Origin of the sequence: Empedobacter sp. UBA5987, assembly GCF_002429865.1 — a bacterium.
In the GTDB taxonomy this organism is placed as follows: Bacteria; Bacteroidota; Bacteroidia; order Flavobacteriales; family Weeksellaceae; genus Empedobacter; species Empedobacter falsenii_B.
On sequence record NZ_DJBB01000067.1, the window covers coordinates 1 to 18,116 of the forward strand.

16 protein-coding genes, 1 rRNA gene and 1 riboswitch are annotated in these 18,116 nt (G+C 30.7%); of the genes, 9 read left to right on the plus strand and 8 right to left on the minus strand.

The window, feature by feature from the left end; all coding sequences use genetic code 11:
• The first annotated feature begins 240 nt into the window (after window positions 1-240).
• The gene (locus tag B3J26_RS11675; RefSeq protein WP_280038207.1) at window positions 241-1,974 is read left to right on the plus strand and encodes a DUF262 domain-containing protein; all 1,734 of its coding nucleotides are present in this window, start codon (window positions 241-243) and stop codon (window positions 1,972-1,974) included.
• Window positions 1,975-2,077: 103 nt separating this feature from the next.
• Here B3J26_RS11675 and B3J26_RS11680 read toward each other — a convergent pair whose 3' ends face one another.
• Complete coding sequence (locus tag B3J26_RS11680) at window positions 2,078-2,872, minus strand: alpha/beta fold hydrolase (RefSeq protein WP_291074649.1); 795 nt, start codon at window positions 2,870-2,872, stop codon at window positions 2,078-2,080.
• Between the two features lie 937 nt (window positions 2,873-3,809).
• Window positions 3,810-3,904: riboswitch (SAM-I-IV-variant riboswitch) on the plus strand.
• A 48-nt stretch (window positions 3,905-3,952) separates the two neighbouring features.
• Here B3J26_RS11680 and B3J26_RS11685 point away from each other — a divergent pair.
• The 5 genes from B3J26_RS11685 (at window position 3,953) to B3J26_RS11705 (ending at window position 7,326) form a co-directional block, all read left to right on the plus strand.
• A complete protein-coding gene (locus tag B3J26_RS11685) occupies window positions 3,953-4,558 on the plus strand; it encodes a hypothetical protein (RefSeq protein ID WP_291074650.1) in 606 nt (201 codons plus the stop codon).
• Window positions 4,559-4,606: 48 nt separating this feature from the next.
• A complete protein-coding gene (locus B3J26_RS11690) occupies window positions 4,607-5,029 on the plus strand; it encodes a PaaI family thioesterase (RefSeq protein ID WP_291074651.1) in 423 nt (140 codons plus the stop codon).
• Window positions 5,029-5,556, plus strand: coding sequence for a DUF4269 domain-containing protein (locus B3J26_RS11695; protein WP_291074652.1), 528 nt, complete (start codon window positions 5,029-5,031; stop codon window positions 5,554-5,556). The genes B3J26_RS11690 and B3J26_RS11695 overlap by 1 nt, the downstream gene beginning before the upstream one ends.
• 88 nt (window positions 5,557-5,644) lie before the next feature.
• On the plus strand, window positions 5,645-6,331 hold the full coding sequence (locus B3J26_RS11700) for a VOC family protein (RefSeq protein ID WP_291074653.1): 687 nt from the start codon (window positions 5,645-5,647) through the stop codon (window positions 6,329-6,331).
• Window positions 6,332-6,411: 80 nt separating this feature from the next.
• Entirely contained in the window at window positions 6,412-7,326 is a 915-nt protein-coding gene (locus tag B3J26_RS11705; protein ID WP_038337191.1) for an AEC family transporter, read from the plus strand.
• 115 nt (window positions 7,327-7,441) lie between these two features.
• Here the strand turns inward: B3J26_RS11705 and B3J26_RS11710 are convergent, their stop codons facing one another.
• On the minus strand, window positions 7,442-8,188 hold the full coding sequence (locus tag B3J26_RS11710) for a dienelactone hydrolase family protein (protein ID WP_291074654.1): 747 nt from the start codon (window positions 8,186-8,188) through the stop codon (window positions 7,442-7,444).
• 80 nt (window positions 8,189-8,268) lie between these two features.
• Here B3J26_RS11710 and B3J26_RS11715 point away from each other — a divergent pair, with 80 nt between their 5' ends.
• A complete protein-coding gene (locus tag B3J26_RS11715) occupies window positions 8,269-8,685 on the plus strand; it encodes a DUF2007 domain-containing protein (RefSeq protein ID WP_291074655.1) in 417 nt (138 codons plus the stop codon).
• Window positions 8,686-8,744: 59 nt separating this feature from the next.
• Here B3J26_RS11715 and B3J26_RS11720 read toward each other — a convergent pair whose 3' ends face one another.
• From B3J26_RS11720 to B3J26_RS11730, 3 genes are all read right to left on the minus strand, one after another.
• Window positions 8,745-9,743 (minus strand): beta-ketoacyl-ACP synthase III, encoded by a 999-nt coding sequence (locus B3J26_RS11720; RefSeq protein WP_115001184.1) that lies wholly within the window; start codon window positions 9,741-9,743, stop codon window positions 8,745-8,747.
• A 176-nt stretch (window positions 9,744-9,919) separates the two neighbouring features.
• Window positions 9,920-10,813 carry a helix-turn-helix domain-containing protein gene (locus B3J26_RS11725; protein ID WP_038337196.1) on the minus strand — a complete coding sequence of 298 codons (894 nt, stop codon included), beginning with the start codon at window positions 10,811-10,813 and terminating at the stop codon, window positions 9,920-9,922.
• Between the two features lie 101 nt (window positions 10,814-10,914).
• Entirely contained in the window at window positions 10,915-11,841 is a 927-nt protein-coding gene (locus B3J26_RS11730; RefSeq protein ID WP_291074656.1) for a 2-hydroxyacid dehydrogenase, read from the minus strand.
• Window positions 11,842-11,982: 141 nt separating this feature from the next.
• Between B3J26_RS11730 and B3J26_RS11735 the strand changes: the two genes are divergently transcribed.
• Window positions 11,983-14,010, plus strand: a complete 2,028-nt coding sequence (locus B3J26_RS11735) for a M3 family metallopeptidase (protein WP_291074657.1) — start codon at window positions 11,983-11,985, stop codon at window positions 14,008-14,010.
• Window positions 14,011-14,065: 55 nt separating this feature from the next.
• Here the strand turns inward: B3J26_RS11735 and B3J26_RS11740 are convergent, their stop codons facing one another.
• Window positions 14,066-15,409, minus strand: a complete 1,344-nt coding sequence (locus tag B3J26_RS11740) for an ammonium transporter (RefSeq protein WP_291074658.1) — start codon at window positions 15,407-15,409, stop codon at window positions 14,066-14,068.
• A 220-nt stretch (window positions 15,410-15,629) separates the two neighbouring features.
• Complete coding sequence (locus B3J26_RS11745; RefSeq protein ID WP_286496343.1) at window positions 15,630-16,154, minus strand: GNAT family N-acetyltransferase; 525 nt, start codon at window positions 16,152-16,154, stop codon at window positions 15,630-15,632.
• Between the two features lie 803 nt (window positions 16,155-16,957).
• Between B3J26_RS11745 and B3J26_RS11750 the strand changes: the two genes are divergently transcribed.
• A complete protein-coding gene (locus B3J26_RS11750; RefSeq protein ID WP_349679522.1) occupies window positions 16,958-17,167 on the plus strand; it encodes a hypothetical protein in 210 nt (69 codons plus the stop codon).
• A 762-nt stretch (window positions 17,168-17,929) separates the two neighbouring features.
• On the opposite strand, the gene rrf is transcribed toward B3J26_RS11750, so the two are convergent.
• Window positions 17,930-18,037 (minus strand): 5S ribosomal RNA (rrf, locus tag B3J26_RS11755).
• Window positions 18,038-18,116 lie beyond the last annotated feature (79 nt).

Here is an 18,116-nt window from a genome sequence, read left to right on the forward strand (position 1 = left end):
TGTGCAACAAGCACATTGTATTTGCAAAAGGCGGGGTTAAAGTCTAAGTTAAACTATTTTAGATATTTATCCGCAAATTGGCTTTTCATCTTGATTTTTTTATTAATTTAACAATCTGAAAAAGCCATTTGCTACGTTTCTGAATTCTTGAACTTTTAGTTCTTCGAAAGCCCGCACTTCGCCAATACTTTTTCCGTTATACGCCATATTATCCAAAAAACCGCCTAAAGCACAGCATTTATGAAATTTGACACAGTAGAAAAATTTTTAAACTATGGAATTTTTACAATTCCCGAATATCAAAGAGGTTATTCTTGGACAAAAGACCAATTAGATGATCTATTAAATGATTTAGGCGATGTTGAATTCATAAAAGAGCATTATGCAGGAACAATTACTTTGATTAAAGCAGGACAGGAAAAAATTGGAATTACAAATCTAACAAAATACGATATCGTTGATGGACAACAAAGATTGACAACATTTCATTTACTTTTAATCAGTATTTATCACAGAATAAGTGAAATAAAACCTTTAGAAGCAGACGATGTAATTATAAGAAGCGTAATTAATAAGGAAAAATCTCTTTTGCGCTTGAACAACAAAAGTAATCAAGAGTTTTTTTATACCTTGATTACAGACTTTGACATAAATAGTATTAAAAAGCTTCTCCCGACAACAAAAACACAGAAAAATTTGCTTTTTACTCGTGTGTATTTTCATACATTTTTGCAAAGATATACATCAATAAATACGCTCATAAATATTTACAATAATCTCCTTTCTAAATTTAAAGTAAATATATTTGAATTGGAAGAAGAATCTGAAGTAGGTTTAATTTTTGAGACAATGAATGATAGAGGACTTCCTTTGTCTGATATTGATAAAGTAAAAAATTATCTTATTTATTTAACAAATAGATTAAATGAAAAATCATTAGCAAAAGAAATAAACAAAAAATTTGGAGAAATATTTACTGATTTAATGGCGATTGAAAACTATTCAACCGCAAGAATTGAAAATTCATTTTTGAAGAATTGTTACATTGCTTATGTTGGTGATAGTAAAGATTTGTCAGATATTCCAAAGAAAATTAAAACTGAACTAATAAAACAACGGGAAATATTTGCTAAAAAGAATCTCTTTGATAATGATGGCACTCAAAGAGATAAAAAAATAAAAGAAATTAAAGATTTTAATAATTTTTTGCATAAATGTTCTACTTTCTACCTACAAATCTTAAATCAAGAATTTGACAATGAGGAAATTAATAAATCTTTTTTCCGTCTTGAAACTTTAGGTAAAATTGAAAGTTTTCTTCCGCTTTATCTTGCAATCCTAACAAATAAAAAATTTAAACCTGATTTTCTAATTTCAATCAATGAAATCTTAGAGATTTTTACAATTAGAGTTTTTATTTTTGGAAACCGAAGAGGTAACACAGGTATTTCTGTAATATTTGATTTAGCACATAAAGTTTATTCAAACAAAATAAATTTCACTGAATTAAAGAAAGAACTTCGTAATTTGATTGAAAAAAACAGTAATAATCTTGATTTGAGAAAATCAATTATTAATTTAAGCGTTTATAACACCCTTTCTCAGAATGCACTAAAACTAATTTTACTTGACTATGAATATTATCTGCAAAATGAACTAAAATCCAAATTTGATTTTGGAACGATTCAAGAATTAACTAAAAATAACAAAATAACCATTGAACATATTGCTCCACAAAATTTGATGGCAGGAATAAAACCTCTTGAAAACATTAACCTTCTTGGGAATCTAGTTCTGACTTTCCAAAACAGCTCTTTGACAAATAAAACTTTTAGTTCTAAAAAACAACTATATATCAATTCTGATTTCTGTTCGGAAAGAGAATTAGTTAGTTTTGAAGATTGGAATGATAAAACAATTATTGAAAGAGGTAAAAAAATTCAAAAGTTTATAATGGACAAATGGAAACCTTAAAAATACGGCGTACAACATCGGTAACTGTTGCACAACTCAATATTTCAGACAAAATACACCTATACCACAAATACAAAAAGCTCCCTTGCAGGAGCTTTTTGTTTTATGCGACATTATTAATAAACTCTTTTTCGAGGATACCGTCTACTATTTTTTCAACCTCATCGATATTGGCTTTCAATAATTCGTTGTTTTCTATTTGTTCTATTTCATGAAACTGCACATGTTTGTTAAACTCTTGCAGTTTGGCGTAATAACGTTTCAATTCTGCTTTGTTGAACAAGTTTCCGTCCTTCACATAAATCACATGTATCTTCGATTTGATGTATTGCGAAACTTGCAATATATCGCCTCTATTGCGTGATATATCTATCGAATAGAAAATAGATTTCAGGTATTCGCTTTTAGAAGTGGGCTCTTTTACCAACCAATATGTTGTCTTAGGACTTGCTGCTATCGGAATAATATTCAGCACCTTATTTGGAAACAAACATGCCATTTCCCATGCTAATCCTCCACCTAAATCTGCACCAATAATGGCAAAAATCTCGTCTACTTCCAATTCAAATAACGTCAACCAAAACAATACCGCTACATCGCGTGCTGTAATGTGATCGCGTGGTATATAATCGTACTTTATGGTTTCGGAAACGCCATTTCCAGGAATATCTATACAGATTACCGTATACTCATTAAGATCAATTGCTTTGTTTTTCCCCATGACTCCATCCCAATGATAGGTACAATCTGAATCTCCGTGTAAGGAATGGTTAATCAAAATGACTGGAGCTGTTCCTAATGGAAGTCCAAAAAGTTGAAATGTTACCGAAACATTGTTTAAGATTGTGTTGTCCTCTAAGGGCCAAACTGGGATCGTTACTTGTTGTAAACTTTGCATTGTTTTTAATTTTATATTGGTAATTGTTGTTTTTGTTTAAAAAAAATCCCCATCGAAAATCGACGGGGAAACCTAAAATATATTAAAAAATAAAATCTCTTTTTAGTATACATGACTTTCCCACGTCTGGATATTCCAAACCTGTTTGCGAATCGACATATATAAGCACGTAAACTTCATTTTTTAATTACTTTATTATTCAAATGTATAAAATAATTTTCGGCAAACAATTAATTTTTTCTTAATTATTTGTAAAATTTTCTAAATCTCTATTTATAATAGCGAAGTCGAAATATCTTCTTGAGGAGATTATAAAGGTATTTTCTTGATGAGAAGCTGAAATGAATTCAGCTTGACGGACTCGTTAAGTCACCCTGAACTCGTTTCAGGGTCACATTCTGATTATAAACTTATTCGTTTAGATTCTTCATTTCCGTTAACGATTCATTCAGAATGACAATAGGTAAAAATATCTACTTGAGGAGATTATAGAGGTGTTTTCTTGATGAGAAGTTGAAATGAATTCAACTTGATAGACTCGTTAAGTCACCCTGAACTCGTTTCAGGGTCACATTCGGATAATAAACTTATTAATTTAGATTCTTCATTCCACTAACGATTCATTCAGAATGACAATAGGTAAAAAATATCTCCTTGAGGAGATTATAGAGGAGTTTTCTTGATGAGAAGTTGAAATAAATTCAACTTGACAATCTTTATTTTATTAGTTATAGCCTATTATATAATTTGAATAAAATTCGTCAATTCGAGTGATTTTTAGAAATGTAATGAATAAAAATTGTATCGAGAATAGAATTTTATCTTCTAAAACCTTATTCTCGATACAAAATCCTATTTAGAATATTATTCTAAATAATCGTTTTAAAATAAAATTATCAGAATAGATTACTATATATTCAATTTTTTATGTAGTTTTACATCGTATTTCGAATCGTAGAAAACGATACCAACCGAGAGGAGTCTCCACGGTGGTAAAACAATACGGGAGTTCATCCAAAAACAACGAAAAATCCCCTATTATCGAAATACAATAATTGTTTTATTTTAACTATTTATTGTATGTCACAAAACATTTCTGAGCTTAATTTAGCTCCTATATCAGATGAAAAACTGGTCGATTTTATCAACCAACAATTACCTATTACAGTTCCTGCGCTAAAAGATCATATTATCGAAGAATTCAAGAGAAGAGGTTTGGATTATCGTCATCTATACAATGTAAAAACAGATGAATTGAATATTAAACTTCCGCTTAGTTTGATTGATGGTTGCTTGTTCGAGCGTAATATTCCCAAACCACCTTTGGTGGGTAATTTCTACGCTGTTGTACATAGATTGAGAAACTTTTTGCAACATAGCAAAGAATTGAACGGAAAACGCCTTAAAACGTTTCATTATATCTTCGATCAACTTTATTTACCTTATGAATTGATTGATATTATTTCGGAAGATGATGTCAAAAATCTAACTGAAGATGATGTATTTATTACCTTCAAAAACTCGAAACAACATTTCCCGAACGATAAGATTATCAATAAAATTCCGAAAAATAATTTATTGATTACCGTCGACAAAGGGAATTATTACCGCGGTTTGGATAAAGTAATTTTGTCGCATCAAAATACAATTATCAGAGAAGAAAACTTGAATAACGTAACTGCATAACTGAAATTGCTTTCGACAAATCTCTATATTTGTTGAAAGCAATTTTATATGACGTCAGAAAAAAGAGAATTAGTAGAAGCAAGTTTTAATCGTTCGGAAACCTTAAAATTTTATAACGCATCACTTATCGAATGCGAAACAGACTATGTTTCGATTAAGATTCCGAAACAAGAAATGATGACACGTAAACACGGAATGTTTAATGGTGCTATGATTGCTTCTTTGGTTGATGTTTCATCTGGTTATGCTGCTGTTTCTCACTATGACGACGATTGTTATGTGGTAACAGTTGAGTTAAAAGTGAATTATTTACGACCTGCTTTGGGTGATTATTTACTCTCAAAAGCCTATGTGATAAAAGGCGGAAAAAAGATAAGTACCATACGCACAGAGATTTTTGTAGTTGACGAAACAACGAATAAAGAAACGCATGCGGCTACTTCTTTGGTAACTATGATGAGAATAAAATGATGCAAAATTTTCTTACCATTGATTATTTAGAACACGGAAATGAAATACAACACAATGTGTTTCATTTGTTGCGCAATCATCAAATTTTAGAAAAACTTGACACATACAAACCTATTGTAATAGGTACAATTCCGATTGAAATCAATATTGAAAATAGTGACATTGATATTATTGGTGAAACGTCTAATTTTGAAAAGGCCGCAAATCATTTATCAAAGAATTTTTCTCATCATATTGAATTCAAAATCGATCAATTAACAAACAATAACGAAACTTGTTTGACGTGTAATTTTAGAATTGATACATTTGAAATTGAGATTTATTTAGAGAATAAGATTCCAACCGAACAAAATGCCTATCGACATATGCTCATTGAGGCGAAACTACTTGAAAAATTTGACGAGTCATTCAAAAACAAAATCATCGAACTTAAAAAGAATGGTTACAAAACTGAACCTGCTTTTGCAAAAGTTCTTGAGTTAAAAGGTAATCCATATCTCGCCTTATTGGAGTATGAAGTAGATTAAACAGTTTTCTTATAACGCGATTAATTAAATCAATTCAACTTGTTACTTTCTTCTTTTTTGTTGATTTACTTTTATAAAAAATCGCAGAATGAAAATAAGAGAATTACAATTGTTTACAAATGAGTTAGAAAAAACGAAATCATTTTATACGACTATTTTAGCTTTTGATTTAATTGAAGAAACCGAAAATCAGTTTAGCTTACAAGTTGGTTGGACAAGATTAACTTTTATAAAATCGGACGAAGAATATATTTATCATTTCAGTTTTTTAGTTTGTAAAAATCAATTCGAAAAGGCATTTGATTGGATACAAAATAAAACTAAAATCCTAAACACCAATACTGATCAACATATTGCAAACTTCGAAAATTGGAATGCACAATCTTTTTATTTCTATGACGGAAGTAGAAATCTTGCTGAGATGATTACACATTATAATTTAGCTTATGAGAACGATGCAGAATTTGATCAACATTCTATTTTAGGAATTTCTGAAATTGGTTTACCTACAACTGATATTGAAGCTACCAATCTGGTATTAGAAGAGAAAACAACATCTAAATTCTGGAAAGGAGATTTTGAAACTTTTGGTACTAATGGCTCAGATGAAGGGAAAATATTATTACCAAATTACTTTATTAAAACAACTTGGTTTCCTACAACTGATACAATAACTCCTACTCCATTTACAGCTATTTTGGAAAATGAAAATTGTTATTCAAAAGTAATTTTCAATAATAATAAATTAAATATATCTAATCTTGCCATTTTATAAAAAATAAGCATTGAATAAAAAGTGATATCTTAAGGGTAAAAAAAAATGGGATTGTAACTTTGCATTCCAAATATCTAAAAATGGTAAACTTTATATTAATCGCAGTCTGCATAATCGCCGGAATGGTGTTTAAAGCAACAAAATCTATACATCCTGATGCACATAAAGGGATCAATACGTGGATCTTATATTTGGCTTTACCAGCAGTCTCGTTTAAGTATTTACCAAAAGTAGAATGGTCGCAAGAGATGCTATTCCCTATCTTTTCGACTGTCATTATTGCCGTTGGAAGTTTGTTTTACATGAAATTCTACAGCAAAGCAAAAGGCTATTCGGAGCGTTCGAGAAGAACATTGGAATTGGCAAGCGGCTATAGCAATACATCTTTTATTGGTTTCCCTTTGATCTCAGCATTTTATGGAGAAAAATATTTAAGTATTGCGATTATTTGTGATCAAACCATGTTTTTGTGCTTATCAACCATCGGAATAGTTTCTGCATTAAAAGGAGGAAGCAATGGATCTGGAGCAATAGATTCTAAATTTATCTTGAAACGATTATTTACTTTCCCTCCATTTTTAGGTTGTATTAGTGCATTGATTTTATCTCAATTTATCGACTTATCTCCTGCAGAACCATTCTTCGACAAATTAGCTGCAACCGTAGGTCCATTGGCTTTATTTTCGGTTGGATTGCAATTAAAGTTTAATGGTTGGAGAAAATTATGGTCACAAATTTCGATGTCTATGGTTTACAAATTAATGATTGCACCTGCAGTTGTAATGCTTTTAGCCATCGTAATTGGAATAAAAGGTGATGTAGCTAAAATCTCTATTTTTGAAGCTGCTATGCCTACTTTAGTGACATCGAGTATTATTGCGGAACAATTTAAACTCAACACCAAACTAACCAATTTGATTATTGGAATCAGTATTATTGTAGGCTTTTTTACAGCTGCTTTTTGGTATGAAATGATACAATTGTTTATTCAGTAGATTTACATATTACGGTTTTTATTAAAATTGTATCGAGAATTAAGATAAATTTTATCTTCTAAAACCTTATTCTCGATACAAAACTCTAAAAAGAATCTCACTCGAATTGACGGTTTTATTTCAATACTTCTTCTAAAAACAATAATGTATGTTGCCAAGCTCTATCTGCCATTAATTTATTGTAATCAGGTGATTCTGGATTGGTAAACGTGTGTTTTGAATTTGCGTAAGTTATCATTTGCCAATCAGTTTTTCCTTCGTTCATTTCAATTACTAAATTCGAAATATCTTCGGGTTTTACAGATTCATCTTCAGCAGGATGTTCAATCAAAACTTTTGTTTTAAGAGGAATATTTTTTCGAGCCGAATCTTTTGCTAATCCACCATGAATAGAAACAACGCCAACAACAGCTAATTGTGCACGAGCAGCTTCTAATGCGCCTGTTCCTCCAAAACAATAACCAATTACAGCAATTTTACTTGGATCTGCACCAGCTTTGATTAACTCTTTCAACGCCAAATCAATTCGTTTTTGATAAGCTGCATGATCAGACTTATATTTTCCTGCTATTTTAGCCGCTTCCGCATTATCTTTCGGATTGTTTCCTTCTCCATAAATATCTGCAACAAACGCAATATAACCTTCTTTTGCTAAATCTATTGCGGCTTTTTTTGCTTCGTTATCAGCTCCTTTCCAAGCAGGTAAAATCAAAACTCCTGGACTTTTCTTTGTTATATTATCGGTTATTAAACCGTTCAATTTTTGCGAACCATCTTTATAAGCAACTTGTTTTAGGTTTTGCGCATGTGTCGTATTCATCATCAATACAATTAAAAATAAACATTGAATTACATTTTTCATCTACTAAAAAATTTAAGACATTAAGATAAAAAGAACTAATTTTATATCGGATATTGAATTGAATATTTAACACAATTAGCATGGAACTTATTACATTAAAAACATTTGAAAACCCTATTGAAGCACATATTTTACGTTCAAAATTAGAAAGTGAACAAATTGATGCTTTTGTTTTTGATGAACATTCGGTTGGGATGAATCAGTTTTTATCGAATGCAATTGGTGGTGTGAAAGTAAAAATTAAGAAAGAAGATACTGATCGCGCCATGAAAGTTTTAGAAGAAATTGATGCTTCAAATTACACCAATGATTTGGATGAAATTCTTGTTTGTCCAAAATGTGGAAGCAATGAGTATTACAGCAATTACAAGTCAATGAAAGGAGGAAAAGGCTTACTTTCTTTATTATCTTCTATCATATTTTGGGTATACCCTATTTACTACAAAAACGTGTTCAAATGCAAGAAGTGTGGTGAAGAATTTAATGGTTTACAATAAAAAAAAGAACGACAAGAAATTGCCGTTCTTTATGAACAAAAATATATGATTTTTATTGATTAAATTGTCCAACGCAATAAGCTTGCTCCCCAAGAGAAACCTGCACCAAAGGCTGTCAACATCAATAAATCTCCTTTCTTTAATTTTGATGTATTTTCCCAAATACACAACGGAATTGTCGCTGCAATTGTGTTTCCGTAATTCTCAATATTGATTAAAGTTTTACCTTCTTCAATATTAATTTCATTACCAACAGCGTCAATAATTCGTTTATTTGCTTGATGCGGAACCAACCAATTTACATCTTCTACAGAAAAATCGTTGCGTTTCAAAACATTGACACACGTATCACTCATCGATTGAATTGCATTTTTGAATACAATTTTCCCATCTTGTCTAATGTAACGTTTTTCATCAACCAACAACTGTGAACTCGCTGGATACAAAGAACCACCTCCTTCTATATTCAAGAATTCTTTTCCTGTTCCGTTACTCTGTAACAAAGCATCTAAAATTCCTTCTTCGTTTGTAGGCTCTAACCAAACTACTCCAGCTCCGTCTCCAAACAAAATATTTGTCGAACGATCTTTGATGTCTACATACGCACTGATTTTATCAGCACCAATTACCAAAACATTTTTGTAACGTCTGCTTTCAATCAACGAAGCGCCCATGTCCAACGCGTACAAAAATCCAGAACAAGCTGCATTCATATCAAATGCCCAAACATTCTCTATTCCTAACTTTTCGCATACAATATTCGCTGTAGCAGGCATCAACATATCTGGTGTAGAAGTCGCAACAATCAACGCATCAACATCTTTGATGTCTTTTTTGTATGTATCAATTAAATTCTGAATTGCACTAACCGCCATATCAGAAGTCGCTAAACCTTCCTCTAAAATACGACGTTCTTTAATTCCCGTTCTTTTTACAATCCATTCATCAGAAGTGTCTGTAATCTTTTCTAAATCGGAATTAGTTCGTTTATTCTCTGGCACATAACCACCGATTGCTGAAATATGTGCAAATATTTTTTTTGTAAAATCTACCACCATAAAATTCTTTTCATTCAAATTTCATGTATCGATTATCTACTAAAAGACGCATCAATTAAAATTTGAGCAACAAAGGTCTATCCAATTTAACAAATTAGTTAGCGAAATAAACGTAATAATATGTCAAAAAGACGTTTTTAGAAAGTTTTCACATTTGCATTGATTTACATCAATTATTAGTTAGAAGCGATAAAAGTTGTTGGCGAAACACCTGCATAGTTTTTGAAAAATTTACTAAAAACGGAAGTATCAATAAAATTTAATTCTGTCACAACATCAGAAACACTATATTTTGGGTTCTTTAGTAAGACTTTAGCTTCTAAAACAATGGCTTCGGCAATGATTTGTTTAGGCGATTTATTAAAGACTTCAACGATAATTTTGGTTAAATGCTTACGACTAATAAACATTTCATCTGCATAAAACTGTACATTACGCTGACGACGAAAATGAGTTGAAACTAAATACAAAAACTGCTTAGCTAATTCCTCCTTTCTGACTTCTTTCGTTGTACTTTTCGCCATTACAGCTTGGTTGTAGTAATTTCCCATCTCGTACATCAAGACTGAAAAGTGATGTAAAACCAAATCTTTTGCAAAGATATTTTCGTTCTTGATGGTATATTTACTAATCTTGTTCAGATTGTAGCGCATATCACGTACAATCTTTTTATCTAAAGAAATGATTTTAGGATATTTAGACGACAAAAATTCTACTAAATTATTGGATTTCACGTGAAAACCAGCTTCAATAATCAAATCTGAATCAATGAAGATTGCTTGAACAGCAAAATCAGCCGAGTGCTCTATAATCTCGAACAACTGACCTGGAAGAACCACAATAATATCATCACGTTTGATTAACGTTGGTTCTAAATTCACCGTAATTTCACATGTTCCAGCAGTAATTAAAATCAACCCAAGCGACGTAAACTTATAAGGTTTTCGTTTTACAAAATAATAATTGTTTTCAGGACCTACGTCAAAGATTGCTAACCGACGATCAGTTGCTTCTTCTTTGTAAGTTCTTAAAATATTATCAATTGAATAAAGTTGAATATAATCACTCATTTTTAACTTTTATTTTTTCGAATACAATGTTAAAAGATTTTTTTGACAAGTAAAAACATAAATGCGTCTTTTTAACAAAATCTTACGTCATTTTGGTATATCTAATATCCTCTTTCTAATGAAACTTCATTCAATAAAGCTTCGTTATTTTTCATTCTGTTGTAGTTATCTGCAACTTGTTTTAGAGCTGTTGTTGCATTTGTAACACTCGCAATATGAGGCGTTACATAAACATTTTCATTCGTCCAAAAAGGGTGATTTTCAGGTAAAGGTTCTTCTACAAAAACATCTAAATAAGCCTCTTTTATTTGTTTTTCTTCGATTGCAATTAATAAATCCTTTTCGACCAAATGTGCTCCACGACCAACATTCACCAAAACTGTATGAGCTAAACATTGTGCAAAAAAATCTTTGTTCAAAATACCTTCTGTATCGTCTGTCAAAGGCAAAATATTGACAATAAAATTAGTATTAGAAATCGCAGCATTCAAGCCTTCTTTTCCTGAAAAAGATTCTACTCCATTTATATTTTTAGGCGAATTCGACCAACCTTTGACTTGAAAACCTAAAGTAACAAATTGCTCCGCTACTAACTTTCCGATTTCACCTAATCCTAAAATTGTAATTGTTGTTTCCTTGATATTTTGATAAGTAGTAGGTTTCCACTCTTTACGAATTTGATCTTTATAATACGTCAACAGATTTTTCATTGAAGTCATAACACAAGCCAAAACATGTTCAAACATTTCTTGTTTCAAAGCAGGATCAACAATACGTGTCACCTTTATTGAATCTGGAATTTTGGTATGCAACAAATGGTCAATTCCTGCTCCAACCGATTGTACAACTTTTAGATTTGGAAATTCAGCCACATAATTTTTGTGCGGTTTCCAAGTTGCTATAAATTCTACATCATCTGGATTTGAGATATTTGGATAAACTTCAACTTTCGTATCTGGCAACAATTCTTGTAAATTTCTTTGCCATTCTTCTGTTGGTTTTTGGTTGAATATTAAGGCTACACTCATAATTGTTTACTTTTAAAACAAATGTAAATAACTCTAAATTAATCACACATTAAATTTGACGATTTGTCAGATTTCTTACATTTGGATTAGAATTTGAAAGAGTTCAAACAAATATATTTTAACTAAAAAAATACACTATAAATGGCAAATCCGTTATTAGAAAAATTTGAAACACCTTTTGAAAGTGCTCCTTTTTCTAAAATCAAAAATGAAGACTACAAACCTGCTTTTATCCAAGCAATTGAAGAAGCAAAAGCAGAAATAGATGCAATTACTGCAAATCCTGAAGCGCCAACTTTTGCAAACACAATTGAAGCAATGGAACTTTCTGGTGAAAAATTAGGACGAATTTCTTCTATTTTCTTCAACCTTAATTCTGCTGAAACGAATGATGAAATTCAAGAAATTGCACAAGAAGTTTCGCCTTTATTATCTGAATTTGGAAATGATGTTCGCTTAAATCAAGATTTATTTGAACGAATTAAAGTCGTTTATAATCAAAAGGATTCGTTGAATTTAACCGATGAACAAGCTTATTTATTAGAAAAAAAATACAAAGGTTTTTCGAGAAATGGTGCAAATCTAAACGAAGAAGACAAAAATAAATTACGCGAAATTGACAAACAACTTTCGATGTTATCATTGCAATTTGGTCAAAATGTTTTGGCTGAAACTAATGCATACGAATTGATTATTACTGATGAAAATGATTTGAAAGGTTTACCTCAATATGCGATTGATCAAGCAAAAGCTGATGCAGAACAAAAAAATCACGAAGGTTGGTTGATTACGTTGCAAACACCAAGCTATATTCCGTTTATGCAATACGCAGAAAATCGTGAATTAAGAGAAAAATTGTTTAGAGCAAATGGTGTAAAAGCTTATCAAAATAATGAATTTAACAACGAAGAAAATGTCAAAAGCATTGTAAAACTTCGTCACGAACGTGCTAAAATATTAGGTTATAAAACGCATGCTGATTATGTTTTGGAAGAACGTATGGCAAAAACACCTACGACAGTTTTAGATTTCTTGAATGATTTATTAAAGAAAGCAAAACCGTTTGCAGAAAAAGAAATTGAAGAATTAACTGCATTTGCAAAAGAAATTGATGGGATTGAAATATTGCAACGTTGGGATCATGCGTATTATGCTGAAAAACTAAAACAGAAAAAATTCAGTCTTTCTGACGAAGAATTGAAACCTTATTTTCAGTTAGAAAATGTAATTCAAGGAGCTTTTGATGTCGCAACAAAATTATATGGAATTACGTTTAAAGAAATTCACAACATTGATAAATACAACGATGAAGTAACAACTTATGAAGTTCTAGATAAAAATGGAGCCTTCTTAAGCTTATTGTATGCAGACTTTTTCCCGCGTGCAGGAAAACGCCCTGGTGCTTGGATGACAAGTTATAGAGAAGCTTCTAATGTGAATGGAAATACCAAACGTCCGCACGTTTCGATTGTTTGTAATTTTACAAAACCAACGAAAGACACGCCATCTTTATTGACATTTCAGGAAGTAACAACATTGTTCCACGAATTTGGACATGCGCTACACGGAATGTTACCAAATACAACGTACGAAAGTCTTTCTGGAACAAATGTTTATTGGGATTTTGTTGAATTACCCTCTCAATTTTACGAAAACTTCTGTTACGAACCAGAAGCTTTAAAATTATTTGCAAAACATTATCAAACAGGAGGAATTATTCCGCAAGAATTAATTGAAAAAGTAAAAGCTTCTTCAAGTTTTATGGAAGGTTATCAAACTGTTCGTCAATTGAGTTTTGGATTATTGGATATGGCTTATCATGCAAATGATTTGGCTGAAATTAATGATTTACAACAATTTGAAAAAGAAACGTTCAAACAAACAGAGTTGTATCCAGAAATTGATAAAAATATGATGAGTACATCCTTCTCTCATATTTTTCAAGGTGGATATTCATCTGGTTATTATTCATATAAATGGGCAGAAGTTTTGGATGCAGATGCCTTTGCATTCTTCCAAGAAACTGGAATTTTCAATCCAGAAACAGCTCAAAAATTCTATAAACTTTTATCATCTGGAGGAACAGTAGAACCGATGAAATTGTACGAAGAATTTAGAGGTCATAAACCAACAGCAGATGCTTTATTAAAGCGTGCTGGATTAGTATAAATTGAAAATCCGACTACAAAAAGTAGTCGGATTTTTTTATAATATCATTGTTTAATTAATGTAAACTTTCCTCGTGTTGCGACAAATCTAATCCTTCGAACTCTGCTCTATCACTCACACGTAAGTGAATCATTTTATCCGTAATATAAAATAAAGCAATCGCACCGAAAAAAGTAAATAACGAGACAAACAACAAAGCAATCATATGATGTGCAAACACATCCACCCCGCCATGTAACAAACTCGCATTTTCACCATGTGCAAAAATAGCTGTCAAAATCATTCCCATTATTCCTCCGACACCATGACATGCAAAAACATCTAAAGTATCGTCAACTCGTTTTAATACTTTCCAATGAACCATTACATTTGAGACAATAGCAGTAATAAAGCCAAAAAATATACTTTCAGGAATTGTAACAAATCCACAAGCTGGAGTGATTGCTACTAATCCAACTACAGCCCCTATACATGCTCCCATAGCAGAAACGCTACGACCATTAATTCTATCAAAAAGTATCCATGTCATCATTCCAGAAGCAGAAGCAATTGTTGTTGTTCCGAAAGCTAAAGCTGCTGTGGCATTTGCTCCCAAAGCTGAACCAGCATTGAAACCAAACCATCCGAACCATAACATTCCTGTTCCAAGCATAACAAATGGAATATTTGCAGGTTTGTGTTCTCTGTTTTTACGTTTACCTATCACCAAAGCACCTGCCAATGCTGCAAATCCAGCACTCATATGAACAACAGTTCCTCCAGCGAAATCTTTTACTCCAAAATATTTATTCAATAAACCTTCTGGATGCCAAACCATATGACAAAGCGGTGTGTAAATGATTAAGCTAAATAAAATCATAAACAATAAATATGAAATGAAACGCACTCTTTCAGCAAAAGAACCAGTTACAAGTGCTGGTGTAATGACTGCAAATTTCATTTGAAACAATGCAAATAAAACAAATGGAATTGTAGATGCCATGTCTTTATGTGGAAATGCTCCAACATGACTAAAAAATGGGTAACTTAAAGGATTACCAATAATTCCGTAATGTTCTCCATTTATTGTAAAACCAATTGATTCACCAAAAGACAGTGAAAACCCAACTACAACCCACAAAATCGAAATCACACCTAAGGCAATAAAACTTTGCAACATGGTAGAAATAACATTTCGTTTACCCACCATTCCACCATAAAAAAATGATAAACCTGGCGTCATCAATAACACCAATCCTGCAGCTGCTAAAATCCAGGCGACATCTGAATTTACAATATTTTCTTCGCTAAGGAATTCTCCTGTATTTGGAATATCTACAACTGGTTTCCAAAATAATCCAGCGAATGCAACTAGCGTTATAATTGCAAAAGCTACTTTCCATTTTAATCCGACTTTCATAAGTTTTTAATTTTAACCCTATCAAAATTAGATTATTTTTAAATAAAATCATTTATTTTCAATTACACCCTATAAAAATTAGGGGTTAAAATATTAATTTTACATTTTAAACATAATTATCCTATGTAAATTCATAAAAAAAGATTCCTTTTTTGGAATCTTTTTATCATTTTATCAATTTGATTATTTAGTTTTTCTAAATTCTATCTGAAATCTTCAATTATGTTAAATCCTGAATAATTTTTTGAAAAGCTTTTCTTGGACTTCCATCATAATAAACTTCTCCACAATAATGATAACCTAACTTTTCAAAAACACGCAACATTCCAATATTATCAAAGTTGGTATCAACTTTTATAGTATGTATGTTTTTTGAAATTGCAACCTTCTCGATTTCGGTCATTGCCCAAGTTCCCAAACCTTTCATCTTAACATCTTGTGCAACAGCCAATCGATGTATGACAATATATAGATCATCATTCAGCCATTTTCCTTCAATTGCTGTATAAGCAGGTTCTATCTCATCAATAATTGCAACATATCCAATGATTAGATTATTATCATTCTCAATTATATAACCAAAACCATTTGAGATATCATTTTTTACAACGTCTAGATTTGGATAACCATTTTGCCATTGATTACTTCCCTCCTCTTTTCTTTTCTCAACTGCTTGTTGCAAAATTTCCCAAATTCTATCTGCATCATTCAAAATAGCTTGACGTATATTTAATCCAGTCTCCATATCTTATTTTTATTTTCAATATAGGAGATTTTCAAGTTAATCATAAATTTTTATTTTTAATTTTTCCCTAAATTGATAAAACTTATCAATGTCATACCAAAATTAAATTTCCACAAACTATAAAATATGTAAAAAAATCTTGGCAACAAGTTATAGCAAGACTTATTATATTGAACATTTGTATATTTCAAAAGCAAATGAAAAGAAATGATGCAAATTATTCCAAGTAACCAGAGTGCAGCCTTTTTTGTTATTAATCGGTTTCGTGATTACTCTTCTCTATATTTCATTACAAATTGTAATGTATATCACATGTTTCAAAGCAGATGGTTTAACTTTTAAACTTTAGCGCACATTCAATCTATAACTCAAACGAAATTTTATCATTGTTTTTTTACTAGCGGGCGGAATTAGTTTTTTAGCTTATCTACCCAAACAAATAAAAAAACAACAATTTGAAACAAATAAATTTAGGCAAGTTCTATTTATGGTTTTATTTGATTATTAACGGTTTTCAACATAGGTATATCCATCATTATTTATAGTATTTTCGTCAACAAATATTTTAATGATTTGTAGATATCATTAGTTATTTTGGGCATAATTTTAATTCTGGTTTATTTCTTTTACAGCTCATTTAAAAACAAAAAACAAATTCAATCAAATTATAGAGAATAAATTTCCAAAAATTGTAAAGAAATCAATCCAATTTTTGAAGCTTCTTTGGACAAAAAAATATAAATCTCACGATTCTAATTTCAACAATCATCGAAATTACTGGGATATTACATGTTTATTTTACAATGTTAGCGTTAGGTATTCAACCCATTTTTGATGCATTAGCTTTTGCTTATACGATTTCTGTTTTATTGATGATTATTCCGAAGTTTTTGAGAGGTTTGGCCGCTGTAGAATTTACTATGATGTATATTTTAACACAATTTGGTTATTATCATTACCAAAGATTAGTTACAAATTTATTGTACCGTGTTTTGAATTTTGACTGGCTTTAGGTTTTGGATGTTTGAGTTTTATATGGGTTGGAAGAAAAGTATTTACTCGAATTTTTTCCTGCTGTTATGATTTTTAAATTAGGAATGATTAATATAAATTTCAGTCATCACTTCTCCTCTTGCAGAAGGTTTACATTTTCAAAAATTATTTTTAACAACCGAATTTATGCATCTTTCAAAATTGATGATGCTATTTGTTGGAATTGCTTTATTGATTACTTATGTTATATCAACAAAGGATTAAAATCTACATGGAATTTTGCTTAAATATTTGCAATACTATCATTTTTGGAAATATATTAAAAGCATTGGAGTAGAAGAAGATGGATTCGCATTTTTGACTATCTTTTTGTTAATTTAAAGCACAAAACAATACCCATTGAAAACAAATTGGGAAGTTTAATCAATATCAAACAATGCGTAATTTCAAGGAAAAATTCACCAATTATTGGATCAATAAATACATATTTCTTTGAATGGTAATTATCACTTGGACCGAAATTATCAAAAGTAATTGAGAATATTACTAATCAAATAAAGTTAAATTAGAAAATATTGATTTACATAGTTACATCTTGTGAGATTCCGAACTATATTTTTTTTAAAATTTTCAAAAACTTGTTTTAACTTCTTAATTAATTATCCATAAAATAAGAATGAAACTAAATCGTAATATTTAGTTGAATGATTAAAAATTATCATAATACTTTCTGTATAAAATATAAAAAAACCTCAAGAAATAAATCTTGAGGTTTAAATAAAAACTGGCAATGACCTACTCTCCCGCAATAGCAGTACCATCGGCACTGAAAGGCTTAACTTCTCTGTTCGGAATGGGAAGAGGTGAGCCCTTTCGTAATAATCACCCTAATATTTTTGTATTTTTAATCAGGTTTACATCCTAATCATTCGATAAAAAGCCTCAAGAATAATCTTGAGGCTTTTAATA

Bases quoted from the DNA above. Each gene is read 5' to 3' on its own strand.
- B3J26_RS11750 (WP_349679522.1), top strand. From the start codon at position 16,958: ATGTTAGCGTTAGGTATTCAACCCATTTTTGATGCATTAGCTTTTGCT.
- B3J26_RS11695 (WP_291074652.1), top strand. From the start codon at position 5,029: ATGCAAAATTTTCTTACCATTGATTATTTAGAACACGGAAATGAAATA.
- B3J26_RS11710 (WP_291074654.1), bottom strand. From the start codon at position 8,188: ATGAAAAATGTAATTCAATGTTTATTTTTAATTGTATTGATGATGAAT.
- B3J26_RS11715 (WP_291074655.1), top strand. From the start codon at position 8,269: ATGGAACTTATTACATTAAAAACATTTGAAAACCCTATTGAAGCACAT.
- B3J26_RS11720 (WP_115001184.1), bottom strand. From the start codon at position 9,743: ATGGTGGTAGATTTTACAAAAAAAATATTTGCACATATTTCAGCAATC.
- B3J26_RS11705 (WP_038337191.1), top strand. From the start codon at position 6,412: ATGGTAAACTTTATATTAATCGCAGTCTGCATAATCGCCGGAATGGTG.
- B3J26_RS11685 (WP_291074650.1), top strand. From the start codon at position 3,953: ATGTCACAAAACATTTCTGAGCTTAATTTAGCTCCTATATCAGATGAA.
- B3J26_RS11730 (WP_291074656.1), bottom strand. From the start codon at position 11,841: ATGAGTGTAGCCTTAATATTCAACCAAAAACCAACAGAAGAATGGCAA.
- B3J26_RS11675 (WP_280038207.1), top strand. From the start codon at position 241: ATGAAATTTGACACAGTAGAAAAATTTTTAAACTATGGAATTTTTACA.
- B3J26_RS11680 (WP_291074649.1), bottom strand. From the start codon at position 2,872: ATGCAAAGTTTACAACAAGTAACGATCCCAGTTTGGCCCTTAGAGGAC.
- B3J26_RS11690 (WP_291074651.1), top strand. From the start codon at position 4,607: ATGACGTCAGAAAAAAGAGAATTAGTAGAAGCAAGTTTTAATCGTTCG.
- B3J26_RS11740 (WP_291074658.1), bottom strand. From the start codon at position 15,409: ATGAAAGTCGGATTAAAATGGAAAGTAGCTTTTGCAATTATAACGCTA.
- B3J26_RS11745 (WP_286496343.1), bottom strand. From the start codon at position 16,154: ATGGAGACTGGATTAAATATACGTCAAGCTATTTTGAATGATGCAGAT.
- B3J26_RS11725 (WP_038337196.1), bottom strand. From the start codon at position 10,813: ATGAGTGATTATATTCAACTTTATTCAATTGATAATATTTTAAGAACT.
- B3J26_RS11700 (WP_291074653.1), top strand. From the start codon at position 5,645: ATGAAAATAAGAGAATTACAATTGTTTACAAATGAGTTAGAAAAAACG.
- B3J26_RS11735 (WP_291074657.1), top strand. From the start codon at position 11,983: ATGGCAAATCCGTTATTAGAAAAATTTGAAACACCTTTTGAAAGTGCT.